The 25,873-nt window shown below is 69.7% G+C and carries 34 protein-coding genes and 2 pseudogenes; 20 read left to right on the forward strand and 16 right to left on the reverse strand.

The window, feature by feature from the left end; all coding sequences use genetic code 11:
- Positions 1-51: 51 nt before the first annotated feature.
- A complete protein-coding gene (locus IEZ09_RS00990; RefSeq protein WP_189251586.1) occupies positions 52-543 on the forward strand; it encodes an FBP domain-containing protein in 492 nt (163 codons plus the stop codon).
- 4 nt (positions 544-547) lie between these two features.
- Here IEZ09_RS00990 and IEZ09_RS00995 read toward each other — a convergent pair whose 3' ends face one another.
- The gene (locus IEZ09_RS00995) at positions 548-724 is read right to left on the reverse strand and encodes a hypothetical protein (protein ID WP_156093641.1); all 177 of its coding nucleotides are present in this window, start codon (positions 722-724) and stop codon (positions 548-550) included.
- Between the two features lie 138 nt (positions 725-862).
- On the opposite strand from IEZ09_RS00995, the gene IEZ09_RS01000 reads away from it, so the two are divergent.
- Positions 863-1,417 (forward strand): RNA polymerase sigma factor, encoded by a 555-nt coding sequence (locus IEZ09_RS01000; RefSeq protein ID WP_189251587.1) that lies wholly within the window; start codon positions 863-865, stop codon positions 1,415-1,417.
- Positions 1,414-1,821 carry a hypothetical protein gene (locus IEZ09_RS01005; RefSeq protein ID WP_189251588.1) on the forward strand — a complete coding sequence of 136 codons (408 nt, stop codon included), beginning with the start codon at positions 1,414-1,416 and terminating at the stop codon, positions 1,819-1,821. Before IEZ09_RS01000 ends, IEZ09_RS01005 begins: the two co-directional genes overlap by 4 nt.
- Here IEZ09_RS01005 and IEZ09_RS01010 read toward each other — a convergent pair whose 3' ends face one another.
- Genes IEZ09_RS01010 through IEZ09_RS01020 form a run of 3 tightly spaced genes read right to left on the reverse strand, consistent with a single transcriptional unit; the run spans position 1,822 to position 3,076 of the window.
- Positions 1,822-2,274 carry an SRPBCC family protein gene (locus IEZ09_RS01010; RefSeq protein ID WP_189251589.1) on the reverse strand — a complete coding sequence of 151 codons (453 nt, stop codon included), beginning with the start codon at positions 2,272-2,274 and terminating at the stop codon, positions 1,822-1,824.
- Positions 2,271-2,615 carry an ArsR/SmtB family transcription factor gene (locus IEZ09_RS01015; RefSeq protein WP_229812138.1) on the reverse strand — a complete coding sequence of 115 codons (345 nt, stop codon included), beginning with the start codon at positions 2,613-2,615 and terminating at the stop codon, positions 2,271-2,273. Before IEZ09_RS01015 ends, IEZ09_RS01010 begins: the two co-directional genes overlap by 4 nt.
- Positions 2,612-3,076 carry an SRPBCC domain-containing protein gene (locus IEZ09_RS01020; RefSeq protein WP_189251590.1) on the reverse strand — a complete coding sequence of 155 codons (465 nt, stop codon included), beginning with the start codon at positions 3,074-3,076 and terminating at the stop codon, positions 2,612-2,614. The genes IEZ09_RS01015 and IEZ09_RS01020 overlap by 4 nt, the downstream gene beginning before the upstream one ends.
- A 132-nt stretch (positions 3,077-3,208) precedes the next feature.
- Between IEZ09_RS01020 and IEZ09_RS01025 the strand changes: the two genes are divergently transcribed.
- From IEZ09_RS01025 to IEZ09_RS01040, 4 genes are all read left to right on the forward strand, one after another.
- Positions 3,209-4,267, forward strand: coding sequence for a hypothetical protein (locus IEZ09_RS01025; RefSeq protein WP_189251591.1), 1,059 nt, complete (start codon positions 3,209-3,211; stop codon positions 4,265-4,267).
- A 30-nt stretch (positions 4,268-4,297) separates the two neighbouring features.
- Positions 4,298-5,344, forward strand: a complete 1,047-nt coding sequence (locus IEZ09_RS01030; protein WP_189251592.1) for a M4 family metallopeptidase — start codon at positions 4,298-4,300, stop codon at positions 5,342-5,344.
- 49 nt (positions 5,345-5,393) lie between these two features.
- The gene (locus tag IEZ09_RS01035) at positions 5,394-5,750 is read left to right on the forward strand and encodes a DUF2019 domain-containing protein (RefSeq protein WP_189251593.1); all 357 of its coding nucleotides are present in this window, start codon (positions 5,394-5,396) and stop codon (positions 5,748-5,750) included.
- Positions 5,751-5,888: 138 nt separating this feature from the next.
- Positions 5,889-7,094: a tetratricopeptide repeat protein gene (locus IEZ09_RS01040; RefSeq protein WP_189251594.1), complete on the forward strand. Its 1,206-nt coding sequence runs from the start codon at positions 5,889-5,891 to the stop codon at positions 7,092-7,094.
- Here IEZ09_RS01040 and IEZ09_RS01045 read toward each other — a convergent pair.
- Complete coding sequence (locus tag IEZ09_RS01045; protein ID WP_189251595.1) at positions 7,084-7,236, reverse strand: DUF397 domain-containing protein; 153 nt, start codon at positions 7,234-7,236, stop codon at positions 7,084-7,086. The genes IEZ09_RS01040 and IEZ09_RS01045 overlap by 11 nt on opposite strands.
- Positions 7,214-8,167, reverse strand: a complete 954-nt coding sequence (locus tag IEZ09_RS01050; RefSeq protein WP_189251596.1) for a Scr1 family TA system antitoxin-like transcriptional regulator — start codon at positions 8,165-8,167, stop codon at positions 7,214-7,216. The genes IEZ09_RS01045 and IEZ09_RS01050 overlap by 23 nt, the downstream gene beginning before the upstream one ends.
- A gap of 62 nt (positions 8,168-8,229) precedes the next feature.
- On the opposite strand from IEZ09_RS01050, the gene IEZ09_RS01055 reads away from it, so the two are divergent.
- Genes IEZ09_RS01055 through IEZ09_RS01075 form a run of 5 tightly spaced genes read left to right on the forward strand, consistent with a single transcriptional unit; the run spans position 8,230 to position 12,503 of the window.
- A complete protein-coding gene (locus IEZ09_RS01055; protein ID WP_189251597.1) occupies positions 8,230-8,844 on the forward strand; it encodes a dihydrofolate reductase family protein in 615 nt (204 codons plus the stop codon).
- A 22-nt stretch (positions 8,845-8,866) separates the two neighbouring features.
- Positions 8,867-9,190 carry a YciI family protein gene (locus tag IEZ09_RS01060; RefSeq protein ID WP_189251598.1) on the forward strand — a complete coding sequence of 108 codons (324 nt, stop codon included), beginning with the start codon at positions 8,867-8,869 and terminating at the stop codon, positions 9,188-9,190.
- Positions 9,187-10,413 carry an RNA polymerase sigma factor gene (locus IEZ09_RS01065; protein ID WP_189251599.1) on the forward strand — a complete coding sequence of 409 codons (1,227 nt, stop codon included), beginning with the start codon at positions 9,187-9,189 and terminating at the stop codon, positions 10,411-10,413. The genes IEZ09_RS01060 and IEZ09_RS01065 overlap by 4 nt, the downstream gene beginning before the upstream one ends.
- A 33-nt stretch (positions 10,414-10,446) precedes the next feature.
- Positions 10,447-11,013, forward strand: a complete 567-nt coding sequence (locus IEZ09_RS01070; RefSeq protein WP_189251600.1) for a TetR/AcrR family transcriptional regulator — start codon at positions 10,447-10,449, stop codon at positions 11,011-11,013.
- Between the two features lie 5 nt (positions 11,014-11,018).
- Positions 11,019-12,503 (forward strand): carboxylesterase/lipase family protein, encoded by a 1,485-nt coding sequence (locus tag IEZ09_RS01075; RefSeq protein ID WP_189251601.1) that lies wholly within the window; start codon positions 11,019-11,021, stop codon positions 12,501-12,503.
- On the opposite strand, the gene IEZ09_RS01080 is transcribed toward IEZ09_RS01075, so the two are convergent.
- Complete coding sequence (locus tag IEZ09_RS01080; protein ID WP_189251602.1) at positions 12,500-13,090, reverse strand: hypothetical protein; 591 nt, start codon at positions 13,088-13,090, stop codon at positions 12,500-12,502. The two genes, IEZ09_RS01075 and IEZ09_RS01080, sit on opposite strands and share 4 nt — an antisense overlap.
- 39 nt (positions 13,091-13,129) lie before the next feature.
- On the opposite strand from IEZ09_RS01080, the gene IEZ09_RS01085 reads away from it, so the two are divergent.
- From IEZ09_RS01085 to IEZ09_RS01095, 3 genes are read left to right on the forward strand one after another with little or no spacing between them, the layout of a single operon-like run.
- A complete protein-coding gene (locus tag IEZ09_RS01085) occupies positions 13,130-13,498 on the forward strand; it encodes a hypothetical protein (protein ID WP_189251603.1) in 369 nt (122 codons plus the stop codon).
- A 54-nt stretch (positions 13,499-13,552) separates the two neighbouring features.
- Complete coding sequence (locus tag IEZ09_RS01090) at positions 13,553-14,155, forward strand: DsbA family protein (RefSeq protein WP_189251604.1); 603 nt, start codon at positions 13,553-13,555, stop codon at positions 14,153-14,155.
- Positions 14,152-14,688, forward strand: coding sequence for a vitamin K epoxide reductase family protein (locus tag IEZ09_RS01095; protein WP_189251605.1), 537 nt, complete (start codon positions 14,152-14,154; stop codon positions 14,686-14,688). The genes IEZ09_RS01090 and IEZ09_RS01095 overlap by 4 nt, the downstream gene beginning before the upstream one ends.
- Here the strand turns inward: IEZ09_RS01095 and IEZ09_RS01100 are convergent.
- The 4 genes and pseudogenes from IEZ09_RS01100 to IEZ09_RS01115 all read right to left on the reverse strand — a co-directional run.
- Positions 14,685-14,972: pseudogene (locus IEZ09_RS01100) on the reverse strand (cation efflux transmembrane domain-containing protein); the annotation flags it as partial. The gene IEZ09_RS01095 and the pseudogene IEZ09_RS01100 sit on opposite strands and share 4 nt — an antisense overlap.
- Positions 14,973-15,009: 37 nt before the next feature.
- A pseudogene (cmtR, locus tag IEZ09_RS01105) lies at positions 15,010-15,289 on the reverse strand (Cd(II)/Pb(II)-sensing metalloregulatory transcriptional regulator CmtR).
- 25 nt (positions 15,290-15,314) lie between these two features.
- Positions 15,315-15,857, reverse strand: a complete 543-nt coding sequence (locus IEZ09_RS01110; RefSeq protein WP_189251606.1) for an HAD family hydrolase — start codon at positions 15,855-15,857, stop codon at positions 15,315-15,317.
- On the reverse strand, positions 15,854-16,591 hold the full coding sequence (locus IEZ09_RS01115; RefSeq protein ID WP_229812139.1) for a DeoR/GlpR family DNA-binding transcription regulator: 738 nt from the start codon (positions 16,589-16,591) through the stop codon (positions 15,854-15,856). The genes IEZ09_RS01110 and IEZ09_RS01115 overlap by 4 nt, the downstream gene beginning before the upstream one ends.
- Positions 16,592-16,665: 74 nt before the next feature.
- On the opposite strand from IEZ09_RS01115, the gene IEZ09_RS01120 reads away from it, so the two are divergent.
- The 4 genes from IEZ09_RS01120 (at position 16,666) to IEZ09_RS01135 (ending at position 19,439) form a co-directional block, all read left to right on the forward strand.
- Positions 16,666-17,823: an MFS transporter gene (locus IEZ09_RS01120; protein ID WP_189251607.1), complete on the forward strand. Its 1,158-nt coding sequence runs from the start codon at positions 16,666-16,668 to the stop codon at positions 17,821-17,823.
- Positions 17,824-17,834: 11 nt separating this feature from the next.
- Positions 17,835-18,506, forward strand: coding sequence for an RraA family protein (locus IEZ09_RS01125; protein WP_189251608.1), 672 nt, complete (start codon positions 17,835-17,837; stop codon positions 18,504-18,506).
- Positions 18,507-18,615: 109 nt separating this feature from the next.
- Complete coding sequence (locus tag IEZ09_RS01130; RefSeq protein WP_189251609.1) at positions 18,616-19,020, forward strand: VOC family protein; 405 nt, start codon at positions 18,616-18,618, stop codon at positions 19,018-19,020.
- On the forward strand, positions 19,017-19,439 hold the full coding sequence (locus tag IEZ09_RS01135) for a YciI family protein (protein WP_189251610.1): 423 nt from the start codon (positions 19,017-19,019) through the stop codon (positions 19,437-19,439). The genes IEZ09_RS01130 and IEZ09_RS01135 overlap by 4 nt, the downstream gene beginning before the upstream one ends.
- A 36-nt stretch (positions 19,440-19,475) precedes the next feature.
- On the opposite strand, the gene IEZ09_RS01140 is transcribed toward IEZ09_RS01135, so the two are convergent.
- The 4 genes from IEZ09_RS01140 to IEZ09_RS01155 form a co-directional block, all read right to left on the reverse strand.
- Positions 19,476-22,535: a S8 family serine peptidase gene (locus IEZ09_RS01140; RefSeq protein ID WP_229812140.1), complete on the reverse strand. Its 3,060-nt coding sequence runs from the start codon at positions 22,533-22,535 to the stop codon at positions 19,476-19,478.
- A 203-nt stretch (positions 22,536-22,738) separates the two neighbouring features.
- Positions 22,739-23,245 carry a hypothetical protein gene (locus IEZ09_RS01145; protein ID WP_189251612.1) on the reverse strand — a complete coding sequence of 169 codons (507 nt, stop codon included), beginning with the start codon at positions 23,243-23,245 and terminating at the stop codon, positions 22,739-22,741.
- Between the two features lie 41 nt (positions 23,246-23,286).
- Entirely contained in the window at positions 23,287-23,970 is a 684-nt protein-coding gene (locus IEZ09_RS01150; RefSeq protein ID WP_189251613.1) for an aspartate/glutamate racemase family protein, read from the reverse strand.
- A gap of 8 nt (positions 23,971-23,978) precedes the next feature.
- Positions 23,979-24,533, reverse strand: a complete 555-nt coding sequence (locus IEZ09_RS01155; RefSeq protein WP_189251614.1) for a TIGR03086 family metal-binding protein — start codon at positions 24,531-24,533, stop codon at positions 23,979-23,981.
- A gap of 67 nt (positions 24,534-24,600) precedes the next feature.
- On the opposite strand from IEZ09_RS01155, the gene IEZ09_RS01160 reads away from it, so the two are divergent.
- Positions 24,601-25,374: a helix-turn-helix domain-containing protein gene (locus IEZ09_RS01160; RefSeq protein WP_229812141.1), complete on the forward strand. Its 774-nt coding sequence runs from the start codon at positions 24,601-24,603 to the stop codon at positions 25,372-25,374.
- Here the strand turns inward: IEZ09_RS01160 and IEZ09_RS01165 are convergent.
- Positions 25,367-25,804: a VOC family protein gene (locus IEZ09_RS01165; protein WP_189251616.1), complete on the reverse strand. Its 438-nt coding sequence runs from the start codon at positions 25,802-25,804 to the stop codon at positions 25,367-25,369. The two genes, IEZ09_RS01160 and IEZ09_RS01165, sit on opposite strands and share 8 nt — an antisense overlap.
- Positions 25,805-25,873 lie beyond the last annotated feature (69 nt).

A 25,873-nucleotide genomic window follows, 5' to 3' on the forward strand; every position in this document is an offset into this window, starting at 1 on the left:
GGTCCTTAATAATTTGCCTAGGACCTCTAGGTAAGCCTAGCGTCCCTGGACGTGAAGCCGCTGACCGAACACGACATCCGCGCGTCCTTCGTCAATTCCACCAAGGGCGAGGCGAAGCGCATGCACGTCCCCAGGGATCTCGCCGAACGACCGTGGGACGACCTGGACTTCTTCGGCTGGCGCGACCCGGCCGCGCCCGACCGCTCGTATCTGGTGATCGAGCTGGACGGACGGCTCGTCGGCATCGCGCTGCGCAGGGCGACGCAGGCGGGGCACGCCCGCAAGACGATGTGCGCGTGGTGCCTGACCACGCATTCAGGCGACGGCGTGTCGCTGATGACCGCGCGCAAGGCGGGGAAGTCCGGGCAGCTGGGCAACTCCGTCGGCGCCTACGTGTGCGCCGACCTGCAGTGCTCGCTGTACGTGCGCGGGAAGAAGAGCGCGGGACCCGGCTCGCGGTTCCACGAGTCGATCACGCAGGAAGAACAGGCCGCGAGGATCGCCACCGGGGTGGCGGCGTTCCTCGCACGGGTGGAGTCGTGACCCCTCAGAGCTCGAGCACCAGTTCGGCCGTGCAGGCACGGGCGCACGGCCACGGGTCGCCGCACTCGGTGCAGCCGGTCGTCGCGGGCAGGTGCGTGTCGAGCACCTGGACCGCTCTGGTCCGATAGCGCTCCAGGTCCGACTCCCAGTTGTGGCGGGAGGACGCGGTCGCACTCGTCATGGTCATCAGTCCTCGGGTTGAGCTGTCGGAGAACAGGATGCACCCGAATCGCCCCGATCGGGCGGCAAATTCTGGAAACCGGACTGTCGGCGGGTCGTGGCGGCGAATCACGGCCTGGTCGCGGGGCATCATGTCCACATGGACACACCGGCGCTCGTGGCCGCGGCCGCGCGTGGCGACCAGAGCGCGTGGGACGCGCTGGTCAGACAGTTCAGCGGCCTGCTGTGGTCGATCGCCCGCGCCTATCGGCTGAGCGACGCCGACGCGGCCGACGCCGTCCAGTGCACGTGGATCAAGCTCGTCGAGCACCTGGACCGCATCGCCGAGCCGGAACGCCTGGCCGGCTGGCTCTCCACGACCGCGCGTCACGAGTGCCTGCAGCTCCTGCGCCGCTCCGGCCGTCTGCCGGAGCCCGCGGAGGAGATCGCCGACTCCCCCGACCCCGCGCCGGGGGTGGACCACGAGCTGCTCGTCGGCGAACGCAACGCCCGGCTCTGGCACGTGTTCGAGGAACTGCCGGACCGCTGCCGCCGCCTGCTGCGCGTGCTGATGGCCTCGCCGCCACCCGCGTACGCCGACGTCGCGCTCGCGCTCGACATGCCGGTCGGCAGCATCGGCCCCATCCGGCAGCGCTGTCTGGCACGACTGAAAGCGCTGGTCAGGGGCGACTCACTGCTGGAGGAGCGGTCATGAACGACGACGACTTCCTCGACGTCCTGCGTACCGCCGCCGACGAGTTCGACCCGGTGCCGGCGGGGGTGCTGCGCGATGCGAGTGCCGCGCTGGCGTTGCGGACGCTCGACGCCGAACTGGCCGAGCTCGTGGAATCCGAGGCCCTGGTGCGCGGCGAGGGCCCGGTGACGCTCGCCTTCGAGTCCGAGCGGGTGACGGTCAGCCTGGAGATCAACGACGGCGTGGTGCGCGGGCTGGTCACCGGTGCCGAAGGCGAGGCGGTGGTGGAGACGCCGCACTCACGCCGTGCGGCGCCCCTCACCGATGGCTGGTTCACCGTGACCGAGGTGCCGTCCGGACTGGTCCGGGTCCGGGTGACGGCGAGCGACGGCACCCCGGTCGTCACGCGGTGGGCCCGCGGCTGATCACCAGGGATCCGGCAGGCCCTGTCCGGTGGTGATCAGGCTGTGCAGGCTGCCGTTGACGTAGTGCAGCCAGGCCGTGGAGCACGCGCCGAAGCACTCGACGTCCGGCACCAGGCCGACGTGGGTGAACCGCAGCTCGGTGCCACTGTCCGCCGCGACGATGTCGAACACGATGTCGCTGCCGGTCCACTCGGCCGGTTCCGAGACGAACGACAGGTGGCTGTCGACCACCCGCCACACCACCCGGCGACCTGGTTCGAGCTCGGTCACGCGCTGGCGGCTGTAGTGCTGCGGCGGATGCCGGTAGGTGAACTCCGCACCCACCTCGCCAGCGTTCCCCTCGATCTCGCCCGTCCACCAGGCGGGGACGTCGAGAACGGCGGCGAACACCTCGTCCGGCGACTGCTCGACGACGTACGACGTGGTGTAGCCGCGATCGGTTCGTGTGGTCATGACTCTCCCCCTGTTTCTTCCTTGCCGCGCTGGATCCGCTCGGCGATCCGCTTGATCCGCTGCAACCGGGCGTCCCAGGTGGCGCCGACCGCCGACAGCTGGGCGACCGCGCGCGACAGCTGTTCCTCGTCCACCTCGTAGCGGCGCTCGCGTCCCGACGGCGTCGCGTGCACCAGGCCGACGCGGTCGAGCACGCCGAGGTGCTTGGCGACCGCCTGCCGGGTGACGGGCAGCTGGTCGCTGAGCGTGGTCGCCGTGCCGCCGCCGTCGGCGAGGAGCAGGTCGAGCATCCGCCTCCGCGTCGGGTCGCCGACCGCGGACCACAGGTCGTCGTCGATCACGGCCGCGCGACCAGCTTCTCGGCGTACGTGACGAGGCGCGGGAGGAAGTGGTCCCAGCCCTGCACGTGCTCGGAGTAGGCCTTCTCCAGCACGGCGGCTTCCCACCCGCGCTCGCGGAAGCCGGTCTCCTTGAACCGCAGCAGCGTGCCGTCGCCGTCCTGGACGAGGTCGATGGTGACGAGCAGCGAGTTGCCCGACGTCGCCGCCTCGCCCTTGTCGGTCACCCAGAGGAACGCGAAGCGGCGGGGCGGGTCGGCCTCCACGACGGTGAGCTGCTCGACCTTCGCCTCCGGCGAGGCCGGGTCGCCGAAGGTGATCGTGCCGACCGCGCCGGGCACCGGATCGAGCTGGGCGTCGTCGGGCCACCACTCGCGCAGGTGCTCCGGAGAGCTGATCACCTCGTAGACCACTTCGGGAGTGGCGTCGATGCGCAGCTCGCGTTCGATGCTTCCGTGCTCCATCGGACTTCTCCTGACTCAATATGCAACCAACGGTTGCACGTGAACCTATCCGGCGAACACGACTTGCGCAACCGTTGGTTGCACGAGAATTTCGGTCGACTCGCCGGCGCCCGCATCCCGATACTCCTGGGCGTGACCTCGTTGCCGATCTTGTGGCTGCACGGAGCGCCAGGAGTGGGCAAGACGACCGTCGCCTGGGAGATCTTCGAACGCCTCGGGCAGCGCGGCCTGGCCACCGGCTACGTCGACATCGACCAGCTCGGCATGTGCTCGCCAGAACCCGCCGGCGACACCGGGCGGCACCGGCTCAAGGCCCGCGCCCTCGGCGCGGTGGCCGCAGGCTTCCGCGACGCGGGCACCCGATGCCTGGTCGTGCCGGGAGTCACCGATCCCGGGCGCGGGATCGAGCCCGTGGCGAACGCCGAGCTCACGACGTGCCTGCTGCGTGCCGACCCCGCCGAGCTGACGCGCCGCATCACGGCCCGCGGCGGCGCGACCGACCTCGCCGAGGCGCTGAAGTACGCCGAGTCCGTCGACCGCGCGCCTGGTCCGCGGGTGGACACCACCGGTCTGTCCGTCAGCGAGGTCGCGGACCAGGTCCTGGCCCGCACCGGGTGGCCCGACCCTCCCGAGCCGGTGCTCAGACCTCTCCGGCCGTTCACGGAACCCGGTGAGATCCTGCTGCTGTGCGGACCGGCCGCGGTCGGGAAGTCGACGGTGGGCTGGCACGTCTACCAGCAGGTCAGGCAGACCGGCCGCAACGCCGCGTTCGTCGACCTCGAACAGATTTCCTTCCGCCGCCCCGAACCGGGCCACGAGCTGAGGGTCGCGAACCTCGCCGCGGTCTGGCGCACGTTTCGCGACGCCGGGGCCGAGTGCCTGATCGCGGTCGGCCCGCCTGGGCCGTATCCGGCGGGGATCACCGTGTGCTGCCTGCACGCCGGCCGGGACGTGCTGCTCGACCGGCTCACGCGGCGGGCCAGAGGCGAGACCCCGGCACCCGGTCTCGCCGGAGACGCGGTGCTCGGGCAACCACCGGAGGTGGTGCGGCAGCTCGCGGACGAGGCGGCCGCCGTCCGTTGCGTCGGCGACGTGCACGTGGACACCGACCACCGGCCACCGGACGCGATCGCGGCCGAGATCCTCCGGAACACGCTGTATTTGCGCGCCGGAAGTCGCGCTCTCCCCTGATACAAGGAGAACCGGAGGGGGAACACGCCCATGGTCTGCTTCATCCTGCCCGCACACCTGCTGATCGAGCTCGCCGAGGCCGGCAACGTCGACATCCGCGACACCATCCCGACCCTGCTCGCCTCGGCCGCCCTGCGCGCCCAGCGCGACACGCTCACCCAGGCCGTCCAGTTCCTGGACCTCAACGCCGCGCAGCTGCGCGGACCCGCCAGCGAGTTCAAGGCGGTGCACGACGTCCAGGGCGGCGACGAACGCAACCTGCCCGGCGTCATGCGCCGCAAGGAAGGCGACGGCGCCGTGGGCGACCCGGCCGTCAACGACGCGTTCGACAACGCCGACAAGACCTACGACTTCTACCGCGACGTGCTCGGCCGCCACAGCGTCGACGGCAACGGCCTCAAGCTCGTCTCGACGGTGCACTTCGGCCGCGGCTTCGACAACGCCTTCTGGGACGGCACCCAGATGGTCTACGGCGACGGCAGCGGCAAGGTCTTCCAGCCGGGCGCTCTCGCCCGCGACCTCTCCGTGGTGGGCCACGAAATCACCCACGGCGTCGTCCAGTACACGGCGGGCCTGCGCTACCGCAAGCAGTCCGGCGCGCTGAACGAGTCGATGGCCGACGTCTTCGGCTGCCTGGTCAAGCAGCACGCGCTCGGCCAGTCAGCGGACCAGGCCGACTGGCTCGTCGGCGCGGGCATCCTCGGCACGCAACTGCAGGGCGTGGCGCTGCGGTCGATGAAGGACCCCGGCACGGCCCACCAGCTCGACCGCCAGCCCGCCCACATGCGTGCGTACGTCGACCTGCCCGACGACGGCAACCCGCGCAACGACAACGGCGGCGTGCACATCAACTCCGGCATCCCCAACAAGGCCTTCTACCTGACGGCGACCCGGCTGGGCGGCAACGCCTGGGAGAAGGCGGGCAAGATCTGGTACGACGCACTCGCCACCCGGCTCCGGGTGAACTCGGACTTCGCCGAGGCGGCCGCAGCGACCGTGGCGTCGGCCCAGGTGCTGTTCGGGGCGGAGGTCGCCGGTGTGGTGCGCGCTTCGTGGAACGACGTCGGCGTCAACTAGCCGGGTGCTCCACGCGGCCGTCCTCCCACAGACGACCTAGCCTGACCGCATGACAGACCGGCGCGCGAACGACGTCGAGCGGCTGGCGGCCGAGTACCTGCAGAACACTCTCGAGTGGGACGAGGCGTCCGACAACGCCAGGAAAGCCAACGTGTTCTTCGACCGCATCCATGCGCTCTACAAGCAGCTGCGGGAAACCGAGGCGGGCAGGGCCGCGATCGCCTCGTTGATGAACCACCCGCAGCGCGCCGTTCAGCTGACGGCGGCGGGCCACAGCCTGGCGTGGTGCGAGGCGGAGGCCGTCGCCGTGCTGGAGGAGATCGAGAAGGACCCGGGCCTGCTGGCGATCAGCGCGAAGTACACGCTGAAGGCGCACCGGGAGGGCACGCTCGAGTTCGACTGGTGAACGCCGTTATCGCGGGCGTATCGGAATCCGCATACGACACCGCAACGCTCTTCGGTCTTCGGTGGACGCATGGACCGAAGGGGAGAAGGCGAGACTAGTGGGTGGAGCCGGCGTTCGCTGCTGCGAGGCGCCGCCGCGGTGGCCGTAGCGCCACTGCTGGGCGAGGCGGCCACGGCGCTGGCGGCAGCCGGTGACGCGGACGCGTTGTTCAAGGCGGGCAGGTTCGAGGAAGCCGGTCGCGCCTACGAGGAAATCCTGAAAACAGACCCGACGAACGTGCACGCGGCCCGCCAGCGGGGCTACGTCGGCCTGCTGGCCAACAAGTTCACCGACGCCGAGACCTACCTGAAGCGTGCCGTCGAACTCGCGCCGGGCGACAGGACCGCCCACGAGTTCCTGGCCGACTGCTACCTCCGGCAGGACAAGCTCGCTTTGTCCGTGCCGCACTGGCGAGCGATCGGCGAGGAGGCCTACGCCAAGTGGTTCACGGCGGTCCGCGGCGAGCCGTACCAGATCCACGGCGACATCGGCCGGGCGGAGTTCGTGAAGATGGACCCGATGCCGCAGGTCGAGGCCTCGGTCAACGGCGGCCCGCCGAAGAAGCTCACCTTCTACACCGGCGCCCCGAGCCTCAGCCTCACCTCGACGGTGGCCAAGGAGGCCGGGCTGAGCGCCGTCGCCAGCGAGAAGATCGACTTCGAGGGCGGCCACGTCTGGGCGCACTACGGCGTGCTGGAGTCGTTCCGGCTGGGCGGCCTCGAACTGCGCAACGTCCCGGTGGGCTGGTCGACGACCGAGGCGGGCGAAGACGTCGACACCGACAACGACGGCCTCATCGGCACGTGGGTCTTCTACCACCTGCTGACCACGTTCGACTACGCGAACCGGGCGCTGATCCTGCGCCGCCCCACGCCCGAAGCGGTCAGGACGGCGAGCGCGGGCGTCAAGCCCCTGCCGCTGTGGCTCGCGGCCGACCACTACCTGCACAGCCTGGGCAGCATCGCCGGATCGGGAACCCAGGTCGTGGGCACGAACTTCGGCGGAGGCGGTGAGATGGCCGCCGTCGTCTTCGGCGACACCGCCGAGCGGTTGCGCATCCGCACCGACCACGGCCGTCCGCTGGAGACGTCGGCCCACAGCACGCCGACCGTCGTCTATCCCTGCTATCCCAAGGAGATCCGGGTCGGCAGCGCCGTCGCCAAGGACATCTACTGCGAGAACCACCCGACCGCGTCGATCGACGGGCTCGGGTTCGACGCGCCGGCCGCGTTCTTCCACTGCTTCTGGAAGCCCTGCGCCGTGACGCTCGACTTCACCGGCATGAACCTCTACGTCAGGACCTGACCAGGCGCAGCAGGAGCGTCCACTGGTGGGCCGTGAGCGGGAGTTCGACCGAGGGCGCCTTGCTGTCCCGGATGCCGACGCCACGGCCCACTTCGACGCAGTTGCTCTCCGCGCTGTAGCTACTCTTGCGCCACCTGGTCATGCTGCGTCTCCTCACCGATGATCTCGGTGATCAGCTTCCTCGACGCCGCCTCGTCCAACGCCGTCTGATCGAGTGACTTCAGCACGGTTTCGTAGCGATCGACTGAGGGCTGATCCTCGAGGAAGACGTTAGCCCCCTCGCTTTCGAGGTGGACGAGCGGTGGGATCTTCTTGAACTTCAACAGGTTGAAGTCGCCCGAGAGCCCGGCATGCGGCCCGAAGGACGTGGGAACGAGGCGAATGTTGAGGTAAGGCCGCACCGACACGCGCAGCAGGTGGTGGAGCTGCTCCGCCATGACGGCAGGGTTTCCGACCGGAAGCCGCAACGCCTGCTCGTGCATGTACAGCGTGATGGTCCGGTACCCGTCGAGGGCCTCTTTCTGGCGTGCGATTCGGTTGCTGACGTACACCGGCAGGTCGTCCTCTGGCAGGTTCGCCATCGCCCGGCCCACGAAGTGGGCGTAGTCGGCGACCTGAACCAGGCCGTGCACGATGTTCATGGACCAGCCCGTGACCTCCGTCGCGATCTTCTCGTGTTCTCGCAAAGTGCGCGCCCGATCTGGCTTGCCCGCGCTCTTGGGCTGGAGCCAATCCCGCATGTTCGTTTCGCGGTACAGGGCCATCAGGTGGTCGAACTCGGCAGGTGGTGTGCGCAGCAGACCCAGCAGCTGCGCGAGCTCGAGGTCGGTCGTGCCTTCCTTGCCGTTGATGAGCTCCGAGACCTTGGCCTCCTGCCAGCCCAGCAACTCGGCGGCGGCGCGGTTGGTGAGGCCGGCCGCCCGCAGCAGCGCCCGTATCGCGTCGCCGAACTCCCGGCCGCGCACCGTTGATCTCCGCAAAGGCATGCAGGGGACGGTAGAACCGCGCGTCCGTTTGGCTCCACCCATCCGCCGCAGATCAACCTGAAAGCATGCTGTTTGGCGGTCTTCCAAAGTTCTGCGAAAAACTTCGGGCGGGGTTGTCGGATCGGGGCCGTGGTGTTCGTAGCAGTGTCATGAAGCTGACGACCATGACTCAGATGACCATCGACGGAGTCGTGCAGGGCAACGGCGGCGCGTCGGAGGAGGACCGCAGGACCGGGTTCGTGCGCGGCGGCTGGGCCCTGGGCAGAGGCGACGAGCAGACCCACGCGTACATCAACCAGACCTACGAGCGCGCCGACGCGTTTCTGTTCGGCAGGCGGACCTTCGAGCTGTTCCACGCCTCGTGGGGCACTTTGAGGGAACAGGACGTCCCCGGCTGGGAGGGTGTGCACCGGGCGGTGAACGAGCGGCCCAAGTACGTGGTGTCGGCGACGCTGACCGATCCGGCGTGGGCGGGCAGCACCGTGCTGGACGGCGTGGCCGCCATCGCGAACCTCAAGGCCAAGCCGGGCGGTGAGCTGCAGGTGCACGGCAGCGGCACGCTGGTCCGGTGGCTGCTCGAGCACGGCCTGGTCGACGAGATGTGCCTGATCACCGTTCCGGTGGTCGTCGGGCAGGGCGCGCGGCTGTTCCCCGAGACCGGGCCGGACCTCGCGCTCGACCTGGTCGAGTCGCAGGTCGACTCGAAGGGCGTGACGATCCAGGTCTTCCGGCCTGCCGGGCGCCCGCAGTACCCGACGTCCTGACAGCACAGGAAAGGATCTTCCAATGCGGTATCTGGTGTCAGTCATCGACGACGAGAACAGCCCCGACAACACGGACCGGCGGCCGGCGATCAGCGAGTTCAACGAGCGGCTGATGGCAGAGGGCCACTGGGTGTTCGCGGGCGGGCTCGCCGGCACCGACGCCGCCACGGTCGTCGACAACCGGGGCGAGCAGGCGGTGTTCAGCGACGGGCCGTTCGTGGAGTCGAAGGAGTTCCTCGCGGGCGTCTGGGTGTGGGAGGTGCCCGATCTGGACATGGCGCTGAAGCTCGCGAGCGAGGCGTCCAAGGTCTGCGATCGCAAGATCGAGGTGCGGCCGTTCCTGTGAACGACGTGGAAGAAGCGATCACCCGTGCCCACCGCGAGGAGTGGGCGCGGGTGGTGGCCGCGCTGACCAGGCGTTTCGGCGACCTCGACGTCGCGGAGGAGGCGGCGGCCGAGGCGTTCGCGACCGCGGTCGAGCGGTGGCCTGCCGACGGTGTGCCGCCCAACCCCGGCGCCTGGCTCACGACCACCGCCACCCACAAGGCCATCGACCGGATCCGGCGCGAGAACAAGCGCCACGACAAGCACAAGGAGGCTCAGTCGATGCATCACGACGACCCGCCTGAGTCTCTGGGCGCCATCGACGACGACCGGCTCCGGCTGATCTTCACCTGCTGTCACCCCGCGCTGGCGGTGGAGGCACGCGTGGCGCTGACGCTGCGCCTGGTCGGTGGTCTGACGGTGGCCGAGATCGCCCGCGCCTTCTTGCTGTCCGAGGGTGCCGTCGGGCAGCGGATCACCCGCGCGAAGGCCAAGATCAAGGCGGCCCGCATCCCCTATCGCGTGCCGTCGGCCGAGGATCTCCCTGCCCGCGTCACCGGCGTGCTCACGGTGTTGTACCTGGTGTTCAACGAGGGCTACCTGGCGACAGGTCCCGACACCGATCCCGTGCGGCAGGACCTGACGAGCGAGGCGATCCGGCTCACCCGCCTCATCCGCGCGCTCCTGCCGGACGACGGTGAGGTGGCCGGGCTGCTGGCGTTGATGCTGCTCATCGAAGCCCGCCGCCCCGCCCGCGTGTCGGCGAGCGGCGAGCTGGTCGCTCTCGACGAGCAGGATCGCGGGGCCTGGGACAGAGCGCTGATCGCCGAGGGGCACCAGCTGGTGCGGGAGCGCCTCGCCACCGGGCAGGCGCCTGGCCGCTACCAGATCCTCGCCGCGATCAACGCCGTGCACACCTCGGCCCGCGACATCCGCGACACCGACTGGTCGCAGGTCGTCGCGCTGTACGACCAGCTCGTCCGGCTCGACCCGTCGCCGATCGTCGCGCTCAACCGGGCCATCGCGGTCGCCGAGCTCGACGGGCCGGAGGTGGCGCTGGCGGCCGTCGACCGGCTGGACGGCGCGTTGGCTGGCTACCACGCCTACCACGTGACCCGTGCCGATCTGCTGCGCCGGCTGGGCAGGAGCCGGGAGTCGCGCGAGGCCTACGACAAGGCCATCGAGCTGGCGGGCAACACCGCCGAGACCGCGTACCTCATCCGGCGCCGCGACCAGCTGCGATAACGCACTCTTGCTCAGCTGTGCTAATTTTTGCTCATGCGAGCAAAGTCGGTGACGGAGCAGGCCCGCCGGGCGCAGATCGTGCAGGCCGCGATCGCCACGATCGCCGAGCTGGACTACGCCGAGACGTCGTTCAAGGCGATCGCGGCACGCGCCGGGCTGAGCAGCACCGGGCTGATCTCCTACCACTTCCGCAACAAGCAGGAGCTGGTGGACGTGGTGTTCGCGGACATCTTGGAGCGATTCCAAGCGTTCGTGATCGAGCGGATGGACCAGCCGACCGCGCGCGCCGAGCTGGAGGCGTTCCTGCGGGCGAACATCGCGTTCCTCCGCGAGCACCGCGCCGACATGCTCGCGTTCCTGCGCATCAGGGCGCATGCGGCGGTGACCGACGGGGGCATCGCCGACTCCGATCACGTGGCGCTCGCCGAACTCCTCCGGCAGGGGCAGGAGGCCGGCGAGTTCCGCGCGTTCGACCCGGACGTGATGGCGGTGTTCATCCTCGCGATGCGCAACGGCGTCGTGCTGCGGTCCGGGGCACTCGATCTCGACGTCTGCGAACGGGAGCTGGTCGCGGCCGTCGAGCTGGCAACAGGGGGTTAGTCATCTTGCGTCGGGGGATCTTGCTGGCCGTCGCGCTCCTGGTGAGCGCGTGCGGGAAGGGGGATGCGGTGCCGTCGAACGTCGTGGCGACCGACACCGGGCAGGTCAGGGGTGAGCAGCGCGACGGGCACCTGGTGTTCCAGGGGGTTCCGTACGCGGCCAGGCCCGAGCGGTGGAAGCCGCCGGTCAGGGCCGCCGCGTGGAGTGGCGTGCGGGACGCGCTCAAGCCGGGGAGCCCGTGTCCGCAGGTCGGATCCAGTTATGCGGCAACGAAGAGCACGGACGAGGACTGCCTGTTCGTCAACGTCACCACGCCGTCGGTGACCGGCGCCAAGCCGGTGCTGGTGTGGGTGCACGGCGACGGCGCGGTCGGGGCAGGGCACTACTTCAACGCCGAACGTCTTGCGCGGCAAGGGGATGTCGTCGTGGTGACGTTCAACTACCGGATGGGCGTGTTCGGCGGGTTCGGGCTGCCGGGACTCGAGCACTCCGGCGAGTTCGGTCTGCTCGACCAGCGGGCCGCGCTGGAATGGGTGCAGCGCAACATCGCCGCGTTCGGCGGAGATCCGGGCAACGTGACGCTGTTCGGGGTGTCGTTCGGCGCGACGGCCGTCAGCGCGCACCTCATCGGGCGGCAGCCGTTGTTCCACAAGGCGATCATGCACAGCGCGTTCACGCTGGTGGACGTGCCGAAGGGCGCCTGGTACCCGGACCTGGACGCGTTGCCGTCGCTGGCGTGGCGGCCAGTCGCCGAGATCCAGGAGATCGGCACGATGATCACGCGGGAGCTTGGGTGCGCCGACGTCGAGTGCCTGCGGCAGCTGCCGGTGGAGAAGCTGCTCGAGTACCCGCAGATCATGAACATCTTCCAGCCGATCGGGTACGGCGGCGCGCTGCTCCCCCGGCTGCCCGCGGAGTCGCTGGAGGCGGGCGAGTTCGCGGACGTGCCGATCCTCGCCGGGACCACGCGGGACGAGCACAACAGCTTCGTCGGGCTGTTCCGGCAGGACCCGATGTCGGCTGAGGACTACTCGCGGCTGGTGCGCGAGGCGTTCCCCGATCGCGCCGCCGAGATCGAGCGCGAGTACCCGGTCAGCGCTTATGCGTCACCGAAGCAGGCGTGGGCCGCGGTGCTGACGGACCGCATGTGGGCGCGGGCGACATTCCGGCAGAACACGTTGTACGCGCGCAAGGCGCCGGTGTACGCGTTCGAGTTCGCGGACCGCAACGCCGCGACGAACCCGGAGTTCCCGGCGGAGCTGCACGGCGCGAACCACTCGTCCGACATCGACTACCTGTTCCCGGACGGCGACTTCGGCTCCGACCGCGGGCTGTCCGACCACATGATCAAGGCGTGGACGGACTTCGCCCGCACCGGAACGCCGGGGTGGCCTCGGTTCTCCGAGGGGCAGTACGTGCAGTCACTGGCTCTGGGCGCGATCGGGCGCGCCGACTACGCGGCCGAGCACAAGCTGGCGTTCTGGGGCTAGCTGCCACGCCGGGATCCGGTCATCGCTTCGGCGACGCCGCGGACTTCTTCCGCCTGTGCGCGGGTGAGTCGCCGGACGGCCCAGATGATCTCGCCGAGACCGGGTACCGCGATGCCCTCCGGGGTGACTCCGGTCAGCGTCCCGAGCACGTCAGCGGGAATGTCCAGCAGTGGCGCCAGGTCGCCGAGCAGGTCGGGGGTGAGTTCTTTGCGGCCGGTGCCCACCAGGGCGTAGGTGGAGGCCGCCCAGTAGCGCCCGCCTCGCGTGATCTCGAAGACCGCACGGGCGACCGCACTCTGGTTCATGTTCCTGTTGGCGAGCAACCGCATGATCTGGGCGCCCGGCCCTTCGCTGCGCAGGTAATGGTCGAAGGACACCGGCATCTGGGCGGGCTGCGTGCGTTGTTGTCGCGGCAGTGAGTCCGCGAACGCAAGGACTTCTGCCCGCTGTTCGTCCGACAGGGGAAGGACGGCTCGGACGATCTTCGGTGTCTCGCCGCCGGCGAGGCGGTCCTGCGGCATGAGTTCGGCCGGGACGGGGTGCCCGCCGAGGACCAACCGGTCTGATTCGTGCGGTTTCCGCCCCATCTGACCAAGCGTAGGCGGCGGATCGCTACCCTGGATCACGTGCCCGGCACCCGCAGCTCGCGAACCCGCGCGTACCTCGCGCGGGTCCTCGCCGTGCTGGCGCTGGTGGCCGGGGTGGCGATGATGCAGGGCACCCCGTGCGAGACGGAGTTCGCCTGGACCGCCCAGTGCCCCACGTCGAGCACCCAGGTGGTCGCGCACACCGATCAGGCCGATGACGCCGGGTTGCTCGAGGGCATCCTCGTCGCCGGTGCGTGCCTGGTGGTGGCGCTCGCGGTGCTGGTCGGGTTCGCCGTGCTGCGGCGGTCCGGCTCGGTGCCGGTGCGGCTGGTGCCCCTGCCCGTGTGGTCTCGTCCTTCACGTCGGCTGGAAGTGCGGCTGGCGCAGCTCTGCGTGCTGCGCACCTAGACCGGCCTCGGTCTTCGGCCCGTCGTTTCCCGCCTTCGTGGAGGTTTCTTCGTCATGTCCAAGAACGCTCGTCTGTCCCTGGTCATCGTCGCCGTCGTGGCGGTGGTGATCGCCGGTTTCCTCTTGTTCGGCCGCGACAACAACACGACCGCCGCACCGAAGTCCGGTGACGGCAAGGTGTCCGTCGTCGAGTATCTCGACTTTCAGTGCCCGTACTGCCGCGCCGTCTCCTTCGACGTCGAGAAGCTCAAGACCGAGTACGGCGACCGCGTCTCGTTCAGCACCAAGCACTTCCCCATTCCCGGCCACCGCCACGGCGAGCTCGCCGCCGTCTCCGTCGAGGCGGCCGCCGCGCAGGGCAAGCGGGACGAGATGGCGAAGATCGTGTTCGAGACGCAGCCGGAGTGGGGCGAGCAGCAGACGTCGCAGCGGGCGACGTTCGTCGGGTTCGCGCAGCGGCTCGGGCTCGACACGGCGGCGTTCGAGAAGGCGCTCGACGATTCGGCGGTGCGCGAGCGGGTGCTGGCCGAGCGAGCGGAGGGCAGCAGGCTCGGGGTGAAGGGCACGCCGACGTTCTTCATCAACGGCACCAAGTTCAGCGGCACGCCCGCCTACGACTCGCTGAAGGCGGCGATCGACCGGGAGCTCGCGCAGTGAACCGGATCGTGGCCTGGGTGCTCGCGGTCGGCGGGTTCGTCGGCCTGGTCGCATCGTTCGTGCTGACGATCGAGAAGATCGCGCTGCTCAAGGACCCGTTCTACGTGCCGACGTGCAGCATCAACCCGGTGCTGAGCTGCGGCTCGATCATGAAGACTCCGCAGGCGGAGCTGTTCGGGTTTGCGAACCCGTTGCTCGGCATCGCGGGGTTCGCGGTCGTGACGACGCTGGGTGTCGTGCTGCTCGCGGGTGTGTCGTTGCCGTCGTGGGTGTGGATCGGGTTGCAGGTCGGCGCCACGTTCGGGGTGCTGTTCGTGCACTGGCTGATCTACCAGAGCCTGTACGAGATCGGGGCGCTGTGCCCGTACTGCATGGTCGTGTGGGCGGTGACGATCCCGATCTTCTGGTACACGACGCTGCGCAACATCCGGCCGTCGTTCCAGTACCACAGCGTCGTGCTGATCCTGTGGTACCTGGTGATCGGAGCCGGTGTGCTGCAGGCGTTCTGGTTCTACTGGTCGACGCTGGTCTAGCAGCAGTCGTCGCCGCGCCAGGCCTCCCTGCCCTCCCGGACGGCCACCGCGGCGATCACCAGTGCCGCCAGCGGGTCGGCCCACCACCAGCCGAACAGGCTGTTGACCCCGAGCCCGGTGAGCAGCACCGCGGACAGGTAGGTGCACAGCAGCGTCTGCTTCGAGTCGGCCACCGCGCTCGCGGATCCGAGCGCACGGCCGGCTCGGCGCTGGGCGTAGCTGAGTGCCGGCATGACGAGCAGCGAGACGGCGGCCAGCACGATGCCGACCGTCGAGTGATCGGCGCGGTCGAGCCGCACCCGCCGCACGAGCACCGCCGTGTCAGTCATCGACGCACTCCGGCTGCGGGTCGACGGCGAGGACGACGTCCGCGAGCTCGCTGACCGCTCGGGTGAGCCGCGGGTCGGCGAGCTCGTAGCGCACCTGCCGGCCCTGGTAGGTGCGCTACGACGAGGCCGCAGCCGCGCAGGCAGAACAGGTGGTTGGAGACGTTCGACCTGGTCAGCTCCAGTTTGTCGGCGAGCTGGGCCGGGTAGCCGGGGCCGTCGAGCAACGCCACCAGGATGCGGCAGCGGGTGGGATCGGCCAGTGCCTTGCCCAGCCTGGCGACCGCGGTCTCGCGGGTCTTACAGCGTTGACTGCAGGCAAGCGCGCAGGTTCTCGATGCCCGTGAAGTGGTGGCCGCGCATACCGGCACGCTCGGAGGCCCGCACGTTCTCCAGCCGGTCGTCCACGAACAGGATGTCGCCGCCTCCGAGCTGCTCCCGGCACCACTCGAACGCGCCGGGCTCCGGCTTCGCGTGCCCGATCCGGCACGAGAACCCGCGCACCTCGAACAGGTCCAGCCACTCGTACGTGCGCTCGAAGTTCCGCGCGTGGTCCTCGGGAATGTTGGACAGCAACGCGATCCGGCGCCCGGCCGCGTGCAGTTCGCCGAGCAGGGCGACCATCTCGTCGTCGACGCGGCTCCAGCTCTGCACGTCCAGCTCGACGAGCGGCGGGTGGCCGACGAGCGCCCAGTACTCCTCCGCGGTCACATCGCCGCGGTCGTAGGCGGGGCGGTGGGCCCAGTAGGCGCCCCAGAACTCCGGTGAGGTGCTCATCGACGCCATGACCTCGGGTGACTGCTCGCGCGCGATCACACCGAACATGTCGAACAACACGATCATGCCGTCACCACCGCAACACCGGCCGCCGCAAGGCCTTCGTCGCCGTCCGCGTCGGTCACCACGGCGTCCAAAGAGGACGCGGGCGCGACGAACGCCAGCGCGGTGCGGGTGAGTTTCGACGCGTCGACGGCGGCGATCACCCGTCGGGCCGAGGCGATGGCGGCCCGTTTCACCGCGGCGTCCTCCAGGTCGAAAGCGGTGAGTCCCTGCGCGGCGGACAACCCGCAGCAGCCGATCACGGCGGTGTCGAAGCGCAGCGCGGAGATCGAGGCCAGCGTCAGCGGCCCGGTCAGGGCGAGCTCACCGGGGCGCGGACGGCCGCCCGGCACGAGCAGGGTGAGGGAAGCGCTGGACGACAACGCGTTCACGGCGTGCAGCGACAACGGCATGACGGTCAGGCGTCGGTCGTGCAGCAGCCGGGCGACCTCGAGGCACGTGGTGCCGCTGTCCAGCACGACCGACTCGCCGTCGGCGATCAGGCCCGCCACTGCGGCGGCGATGCGGCGCTTGGCGTCGATGTTCTCGTCGGAGCGCAGCGCGAACGGCGGCTCGGAGCCGCGCAGCAGGAGGCTGCGGGCGCCGCCGCGGAAGCGCTCCAGCACGCCCTGGGCCGCGAGAACCTCCAGATCGCGGCGGATGGTCATCTCCGACGCGCCGGTCAGTGCGGCCAGGTCGGCCACGCCGAGGGAGCCGGCGTCACGGACGGCCTCGGTGATCTGCTTCAAGCGGGACACAATCGCGATTGAACACGACTGGTGTTCGAAACTCAATCTTTCGAACAAGCGATTCGTTCGTTAGCGTGGGGCAAGTGAACGCTCTCAAGGCCGCGCGGGTGGCCACCTTCACGTACTTCGCGCTCAACGGGTTCCTGCTGGGGCTGTGGCTCGTGCACATCCCCACGGTCGAGCAGCGCACGGGCATCGACCACGCCGAACTCGGCCGGTTGCTGCTGTTGCTCGGCCTCGGCGCGTTCGTGGGCATGCGGATCGGTGGCAAGGTCACCGACCGCGTGGGCGTGAAGCTGGTCGTGCCGGTCACGGGAGTCGCGTGCAGCCTGACCGCCTTCCTGCCGGGACTGGCCGTCGACCAGTGGACGCTCGGTGCGGCGCTCCTCGTCTTCGGCATCGGCCAGGGGCTGATGGACGTCAGCATGAACGCGCACGCCGTGGTGGTGGAAAAGCACTACAAGCGCCCGGTGATGTCGGCGTTCCACGCGACGTGGTCGCTCGGCGGTGTGGCGGCGGCGTTGACCGGCGCGCGCACGCTCAGCTGGGACCTCTCCCCCGCCACCACGCTCGGTGCGGCAGCGGCGCTCGGCGTCGTCGTCAGTCTCGTGACCGCGAAGGCGCTGCTCGACGAGAAGGAAGTGCACCACGTCCAGCCGACCGGCAAGCGCAGGGTGCCGCGCCGGATCTGGATCATGGCGGTGCTGGCCGGGTTCGTGATGCTGAGCGAGGGCTCGGCCAACGACTGGAGCGTGCTGCACCTGCAGGACGTCCTCGGCGCCTCACCGGAGATCGCGGCCCTGGCCTACGGCGCGTTCGCGACGACCATGACCACCGGACGGCTGCTCGCGGACCGGATCGCCGCGAAGGTCGGGCCGGTCGCGGTGCTGCGCTGGGGTGCGGCGATCGGGGCGCTCGGCATCGCGACGGCGGCGCTGTCGCCGTGGATCTGGCTGGCCCTGGCCGGCTGGGCGGTCGCGGGCGCCGGGTTGTCGGGCACGGTGCCGCAGCTGTTCAGCGCCGCCGGGCACGCCGAAGCGGGCGCGGCCGCGGCGAACGTGTCCCGCGTCGCCGGGCTCGGCTACCTCGGCGTCCTCGCCGGACCCGCGGTGATCGGCTGGCTGACGCACGTCGTGCCGCTCAACATCGCGTTCCTGCTGCCGGTGGCGATCTGCGTGGTCGCGTCCTTCTCGGCTGGCGTGTTGCGGACGGATGCGGACCGGGAGCGCGTGGCGGCGTAAGACTGTCGGGCATGGATCTCGCTGAGTTGGATCTCACCACCGCACACGTCGCCGACGCCTGCATCCGGGCGAACATCCCGGTCCGCACGGCCACTCTGGTGCCGGTCATCCCCGGCACCCGGCTGGCAGGCCGCGTCCTGCCCGCCCGCCACGCGGGCAGCGTCGACATCTTCCTGGAGGCCATCGACCGCGCCCAGCCCGGCGACGTGCTGGTCGTCGACAACGACGGCCGCACCGACGAGGCGTGCGTCGGCGACCTGATCGTGCTCGAAGCCCAGGCCGCGGGCCTGGCGGGCGTCGTGATCTGGGGCCTGCACCGCGACACCGCGGACATCCGCGCGATCGGTCTGCCGGTGTTCAGCCTCGGCGCCAACCCGACCGGCCCGCTCAGCCTGCGCGACCGTGCGCCCGAGGCTCTCTCGACGGCGGAGGTCGGCCCGTGGACCGTCACCTCAGACGACGTGGTGTTCGGTGACGACGACGGCGTGCTGTTCGTGCCGGGCTCCGAAGTGGACGCGGTTCTGGCCAAGGCCGCGAGCATCCGCGACGTCGAACGAGCGCAGGCCGGCCGGGTCAGGCAGGGTGAGTCCCTGCGCAGCCAGCTCCAGTTCGCCGACTATCTGGCGAGCGGGCTCACGTTCCGCGAGCATCTGCGCAAGATCGGCGGCGCCGTGGAGGAGTGAGGGCCATGATCGCCAGGACTGCTCGGGTATGCGGGCCGGGACCCCGTGTCGAAAAGTGTCCGAGCGCTTCGACGGAAGAGCTGTAGGCCCCCTGAGAGGAACTTCGGACATGGACTGGACCCTGGAAGTCGTCGTGGTGCCGGTATCGGACCTGGACCGCGCGAAGCACTTCTACGCAGAGCAGCTCGGCTTCACCGTCGACCACGACACGACGTTCGACGAGAACACCCGCATCATGCAGCTCACGCCGCCCGGCTCCGCCTGCTCGATCGTGATCGGCAAGGGCATCGTCAAGGGCGAACCGGGTTCGCTGAAGGGCGTGCAACTCGTCGTTTCCGACCTGGAGAAGGCCCGCGCGCAGCTGGTCGAGCGCGGCGTCGAGGTGGGCGAGATCGTGCGCATGAACGAAAAGGACGGTGGGTCGTTCATCTTCTTCGACGACCCGGACGGCAACAGCTGGGCCGTGCAGGAGATCAAGGCCCGCGCGACCGGTGGGGAGTGGAAGCAGTCATGAAGTACATGCTGGTCACCTTCGGTGGCAACCAGGAGGACTGGGAAGGCGTCGCCGCCTGGTCGGACGAGGACATGCACCGCATGGTCGACTACATGCGCGCGCTGAACGACGAGCTGCAGGCCACCGGCGAGCTGTTGCAGTCGGAGGGACTGAGCGGGCCTGCGCGGGCGTTCGTGGTGCGCGGCGGCGACGACGGCAAGCCGATCGTGGTCGACGGGCCGTTCGCGGAGTCCAAGGAGGTCATCGCCGGGTACTGGGTGGTGGACGTGGACAGCCGCGAACGGGTCGTGGAGATCGCACGGCGGGCCTCGGCGTGTCCCGGTCCCGGCGGGAAGATCCTCAACGCGCCGATCGAGGTGCACCCGATCATGGGACCACCGACCGAGGACCCGGAGACGTTCGCGCCCTACAAGAAGTAGCGGTGAGGGGCCGGGCGGACCCGGCCCCTCACGCCGTCACTTCAGGTCGTACGCGCGGATGATGGTCTGCTGAACCTCACCACCCGCGTCCGCCGCCCGAGCCTTGAACGACACGTTCTTCGCCCCGTGCGGATGGATCAACGTGACCTGCCACCCCTCGCGCGTCTTGCGCAGCGGCACCGGCTTCCACGTCTTGCCCTCGTCGTAGGACACCTGCACCGCCGGGTCCTTGATGTCGGTGACGGTGCCGGTCCCGTTGCGCTCCACCGTGATCGGCACGGTGACGACCTTGCCCGCGCGGTTGAACTCGTCCAGGCGCGGCGCGAACCGGACCGCGAGCAGCCCGATCGGCTGGTACTCCTCGCCGGGCACGTGCTCGGACGTGAACGACCAGTCGGCGGTGACCTGCGACGACTGCGTGTCGCGGGTCGCCTCGACGTGGGCCTGGTAGCGCTTCTTCTCCGCCGGCGCGTTCTCGACGTAGCCCGAGCCCGCGTAGGTGCCCTCGTACAGCACCTTGCCGTCGAGGCTGATGGTCGTGCGGCCGGTGTGCTGGCTGCCGCCCGCCATGCCCTGGGCGCCGAAGATCGGGACGTCCAGGCGCAGCTGGTCGCCCAGGCGGCCGGCGAACCGGACGTAGCGCGAGTCGTTCGGCACGCCGGGGCCGTACACGGCGCTGTTCCAGTGCTCCGTGACGGGCCGGCCGAGCTTGAACACGCGGGGCAGGGCCGAGTACTGGTAGCCGTGGCCGGGGTACTCGCCGAGCTTCGCGAACTCCGTCAGCGAGCCGGGCCAGTCGACGCCGGGCGTGTAGAACTCCTTGAGCCGCAACGGGAGCGGGCCCGAGGCGCCGTTGTCGCGCTCGCCGATCGAGCCCGGTACGCGGGCGTGCGTCACGGAGTTGACCTGGGCCAGCTCGCGGTCGGGGACGGTGCGCTGGAGGTCGGCTGGCACGCGGGTCTTCTCGGTGATCCGCACGTGGTACTGGTACGGGCTGCCCGCGAAGGTGCCGTTGCCGTCCGGGCGGGCCAGGACGCTCTGCGCGTGGAAGGTGAACTTCGGCCAGGCGGTCTTGGACGGGCGGACCGCCAGGTTCTCGAAGTCGCGCAGGATCCAGGTGGTGCCGGTGAGGCCCCAGTTGGTCTCCATGTCGAAGCCCAGCTCGGACGCGGCGGGCGCGGCTTCCTTCTGGTCGACCGTGATGGCGGGCTTCTTGCCGTCACGGGCGTCGATCACGAGTTCCGTGTCACCGGTGACGGTGAACGCCGGCTCGATCGCCGCGGTGGTGTGGCCGCGCTTCGTCGGGTCGGCGTTGCGCGTGTAGACCGACGAGTCGAAGAAGTACGCGCCCTTGGGCAGACGCTGGACGAACGTGCCGGACGTGACGGAACGGCGGTACGCCTGCTGCCGGTCGATGCTCACGAACCGGTAGGTGTAGCTCTCCGGCGCGTTGCCGTTCAGGTCGAGGAACTTGACCTTCACGTCGTAGCTCTCGACCTCCTTCACGACGCCGATCGGCACGCGGGCACCGTCGGACGACAGGAGCACGGCTCCGTAGATGGCATCCGGCACGGAAGCGCGCGTGTCGGCGGTGACCACGGCGTCCGCCGAGCCGCCGGCGGGGATCGTCAGCTTCGCCGGCGACACGCTGAACAGGCCGGACGCCGCGGGCTTGACCTCGGCGACGGTCAGGTCGACGGTCACGTCGGCAGTGCCGTTGTTGCGGTAGGTCACCTTCTGCGTGATGGGCTTGTCGTCGTCGTGCGGCCACTGAGCGGTGCCCAGCGAAAGGCTGCCGACGGACGTGGAGACCCTGGCGGACACAGCGCGGCCCACGTCGAGACGTCCGGCGCCCTGGTCGTAGATGGTCAACGACGGGTTGGGCTTGGCGGTGTTCATCAGCGCCGCCTTGATGTCCTCCGCCTTCCACGCCGGGTGCTGCGAGGCGAGGATCGCCGCCGCGCCCGCCACGTGCGGAGTGGCCATCGAGGTGCCGGACAGCGCGACGTGCGCGTCGCCGACGGGCGTGCCGATCCGGCCGTTGCGCGCCTTCGCCGCCACGATGTCCACGCCTGGCGCGGTGATGTCGGGCTTGACCGCGTTGTTCTCCCAGCGCGGGCCGCGTGAGGAGAACTCGGCGAGCTTGTCGTCCCGATCCACGGCGCCGACGGTGAGGGCCGCGTCGGCGGACGCGGGAGAGCCGACCGCGCCACCGGAGTTGCCGGCGGCGACCACGAACAGGGCGCCGGTCTGCGCGGTGATCCGGTTGAGCGCGAGCGACATCGGGTCGAAGCCCTCGTCCGGCCACGGGCTGCCCAGGCTCATGTTGATGACCTTGGCCTTGGTGGCGGCCCACTCCATGCCGGCGATGATGTCGCTCTCGCGGCCGCCGCCACCGTCGCCGAGCACCTTGCCGTTGACGATCTTCGAGTCGGGTGCGATGCCCTTGTACTTGCCCTCACCCGTGATCGTGGACGCGACGTGCGTGCCGTGGCCGACGAGGTCGTCGGTGGTGGCGCTGTCGCTGAAGTTCTTCGACTCGACGACGGCGCCCGCGAGGTCGGGGTGCGTCTCGTCGATGCCGGTGTCGAGCACGGCCACGGTCACGCCGGCGCCGGTGAAGCCCTTCTCCCACGCCTGCGGCGCCCCGACCTGCGCGGCGCTGCGGTCCAGCGACGCGGTGACCTTGCCGTCGAGCCAGATCCGTCCGGTGCCCGCCGCCCGGACACCGGTCCAGAAACCGCCGTTCTTGTCGACCTTCACGGCGTGAGCGCCGATGCTCGGCAACGATTCGCCGCCCGCCGCGCTGATCCCCTGCCCCTGCACGATCAGCGGAACGGTCTTGCTGGACGCGTCGTCGTAGCCGGACCTGGCGAGCAGCGAGACGTCGAACAGCCGCTCGTCCAGCTCGCCGGAGTCCACTGCGGCCTGGGCGTCGGACGGGACGACGTGGAGGTCGCCCCGCGGATCGGTGAAGGTGCGGAACGCGACGTTCTCCCTGCCCTTGGCCGCGCGCGCCCGGACCTTGCCGTCGGTGACGACGATCTCGTCACCGGTGAGGAGCGTGACCTTGGTGGTCAGCCCACCGGCACGCACCTCTTGTCTTTCCGGTGCCGCTGAAACAGGAACGGCTGCCGTGGCGGCAACCACGACAGCCGTCAGCCCTGCGGCGAGATGTGATCGTTTCAACGCGAACTCCCCTGGTTCACTGTGGAGGTCAATCAGCCCTCAGTGACTGAGACACTTCACAGGGTCATCGCGTTGTACGCCAGGTCACATCAACGGTTCACAGAATGGCGCTAGGTGATCGGGGTGTTCGCCAGTGCCACGAGGGTTCCCACCACCAAGGCCGTCGCCACGGCCGGCATGAACCAGCCCGGACGCACCCGAGCACGCCACAGCGTCCAGACGGCGACGAGCGCGAGCAGGATTCCGAACACGATGCTGCCGACGTGGCCGATGTCGGTCAGCGGCCGTGCCTCTTCGCACACGGGCGGGCAGTAGACGATCGGGAAGCCGTTGGTCAGCGCCGCCCAGCCGGCGCCGAGGATCCCGGCGCTGGCGACGCCGCTGCCGTTGCCCTGAGCGCCCGCCGTGAAGGAAATCGCCCACCAGAGCTGGATGAGCGCGACGCCGACCAGGGTTGCCGCTTCGGTCAGGCTCAGCGTGCCGTGCAGGTCGAACAGGCCGACGCCGAAGTCGATGACGATGTGCAGCACGCTGACGAACATCGTCACCAGGCCGAGCCAGAGCCAGACCGGCATCCGCCAGTCCCGGCCGGACCACGCGAACTGCTTGCCTCGCATCCGTCCACTATCAGCCATGCGAAGGCGATTTGCTCCGCAGGTCACCCGACCGCTCGGTCGACGGCCGCCTCGACGTGCAGGCGCGTCGTCGGGAACACCGGGAGCGGCACGTCGGTCTGGGTGATCAGGAGCTCGATCTCGGTGCAGCCGAGGATGATCCCCTCTGCCCCCTCGAACCGTGCGATCACGTCCTGGTAGGCGCGGCGGGACTCGTCGCGGACGATGCCGAGGCACAGTTCGTCGTAGATGATCCGGTGCACGGTGGCCCGGTCCTGCATGGACGGCAGCAGCACGCGCAACCCGTGCGACTCCAGGCGTTCCCGGTAGAACGGCTGGTCCATCGTGAACCCGGTGCCGAGCAGCCCGACCGTGGTCAGACCGGCTTGCTTGATGGCGGCCGCGGTCGTGTCGCCGAGGTGGATCATCGGGATGTCGACGGCCGCCTGCACCTGGTCGAACACCTTGTGCATGGTGTTGGTGCACAGCAACAGGAAATCGGCACCGCCCGCCTGCACGCGTGCGGCGGCCTCGGCGAGCGCCTTGCCCGCGTCGTCCCACCTGTCTTCGACCTGCATGCGTTCGATCTCGGCGAAGTCCACGGAGTGCAGCACGATCTTCGCGGAGTGCAGGCCGCCGAGGCGTTCCCGCACCACGGTGTTCGCGAGCCGGTAGTACTCCGCGCTGCTCTCCCAGCTCATCCCGCCGAGCATCCCGATGGTCAGCATGCCGCCAGTCAAGCACTCCAGCGCGGGTCGCGGCCGGTGTTCGCCAGGACCTGCTCGAACTCCGACGCGTCCGCGGGCGCCTCGACGGGTGCCTTGAACACGTTCCACTCCTGAGCCATCGGGCCCATCTGCGCGACGAGGGCCGCCACCTCGGTCAGCACCTCGGGGTCGGGCTCGAAGCGCCGGCCGGTCGCCTGCGCGAGGTCGGAGGCGTGGATCGTGAGGTCGAGCAACGCCATCCCGCCCACGGTCTGCGCTGGCAGGTTCATGCTCCCGGCGATGCCCTCGTCGGCGCCCGGCTGGCCCCACGCCTCGACGAGCTTCGCCGTCTCCGCGGGGAACTGCGCGCGCCAGTCCGGGTAGGACGGTGTGTGGCTGAAGTCGGCGTCCTGCTTGGCGGCGAGCTTCTGGAACTCGACGACCACGTGCAACAGGTGGTCGAGCAGGGCGCGGACGTCGTAGTCGGCGCACGGGGTGGGCTTGGTCAGGTCGTCGTCGCCGATGGCGGCGATGACGGGCAGCGCGTGGTCACGCGCCCGGTCGAGGAGAACGCTGAGCTTCATGGGGCCGACGCTATTCGCGCGCGGGTTTCGCGTTCTTGAAAAAACGCGCCAACCTAGGATCTGCGCTGTGCAGGGGCCACGGCGTGACACTCGGGGGATCGTGGACGCGCGCGAGCTGTTCGCCCGCGTGCGGTTCCGGCGTCGACTGCCGTGCGCCGAGCTGCGGCCGTACCTGGAGCACTACTGGCTGATCGACGGCAACCTCGACGCGCCGTACACCTCACACGTCGTGCCGCACCCGTCGGTGAACATCGTCTTCGAACGCGGCCACGCGCATCCGGAGCTCGCCGGAGTGGGGCTCGGGTTGTTCAGCCGGGTGCTGGACGGGCGGATTCGCGTGGCGGGAGTGCAGTTCCGGCCCGGCGGGTTCCGGGTGTTCCGTCCAGAGCCGGTGTCCGAGTGGACCGGGCGGCACGTGCGGCTGACCGGCGTTCCCGCCGATTCCGTGCTGGACCTGGAGGACGAGGACGAGCGGGTCGCCGCGCTCGATGAGTTCCTGCTGAGCATGGGACCGACGCCTGATCCGCAGGCGACGCTCGCGATGGACCTCGTGCAGCGCATCCGGGAGAACCGGGAGATCCGCAAGGTCACCGGTTTCGCGCGGGCCGAGGGCGTGTCGGTGCGGACGATGCAACGGCTGTTCGCGGACTACGTCGGGGTGAGCCCGAAGTGGGTCATCCTGCGGTATCGCATCCACGAGGCGCTGGAACGCGCCGAGTCCGAGGTGGAGTGGGCGAGGCTGGCCGCCGATCTGGGGTACAGCGACCAGGCCCACCTCGTGCGCGACTTCACCCAGACCGTCGGCGTCTCCCCCGCGGCGTACGCGCGGGCGCTCAGCTGAAGTACTCGCCCAGCTCGACGAGGATGCCCTCGGGCCCGCGGACGTAGCAGGTCCTGAGCACGTCCTGGTAGGTCTCGACGTTCCGCACCACCTCGGCGCCGTGCGGCCGGAGCCGGGCGAGGGTGTCGTCGAGGTCGTCGACGACGAACGCGATGTGCCGCAGGCCGAGGGCGTGGATCGGAGCGTGCGAGCTGCCGTCGATGCTCCGCGGGGTCTCGAACTGGCTGAACTCGATCCGGTACCGGCCGTCCGGGGTCTGCAGCATCGCGATCTCGCTGCGCGAACCGTCGAGTCCGATGACTCCGTCGACGAACTCGCCCTCCATGTGCGCCTTGCCCTCCAGCTCCATGCCGAGCTCCTCGAAGAACGCGACGGCGGCGGCGAGGTCGGTGACGGTGATGCCGACGTGGTGCATGCTCTTGATGGTCATGCCCCGGGGACGTCGCCGCTTCCCGGGTTTCGACGTCGGAAGTGGTCCAACTTCGCGACCGCGTTGTGG

Source organism: Lentzea flava (assembly GCF_014648475.1).
In the GTDB taxonomy this organism is placed as follows: domain Bacteria; phylum Actinomycetota; class Actinomycetes; order Mycobacteriales; family Pseudonocardiaceae; genus Lentzea; species Lentzea flava.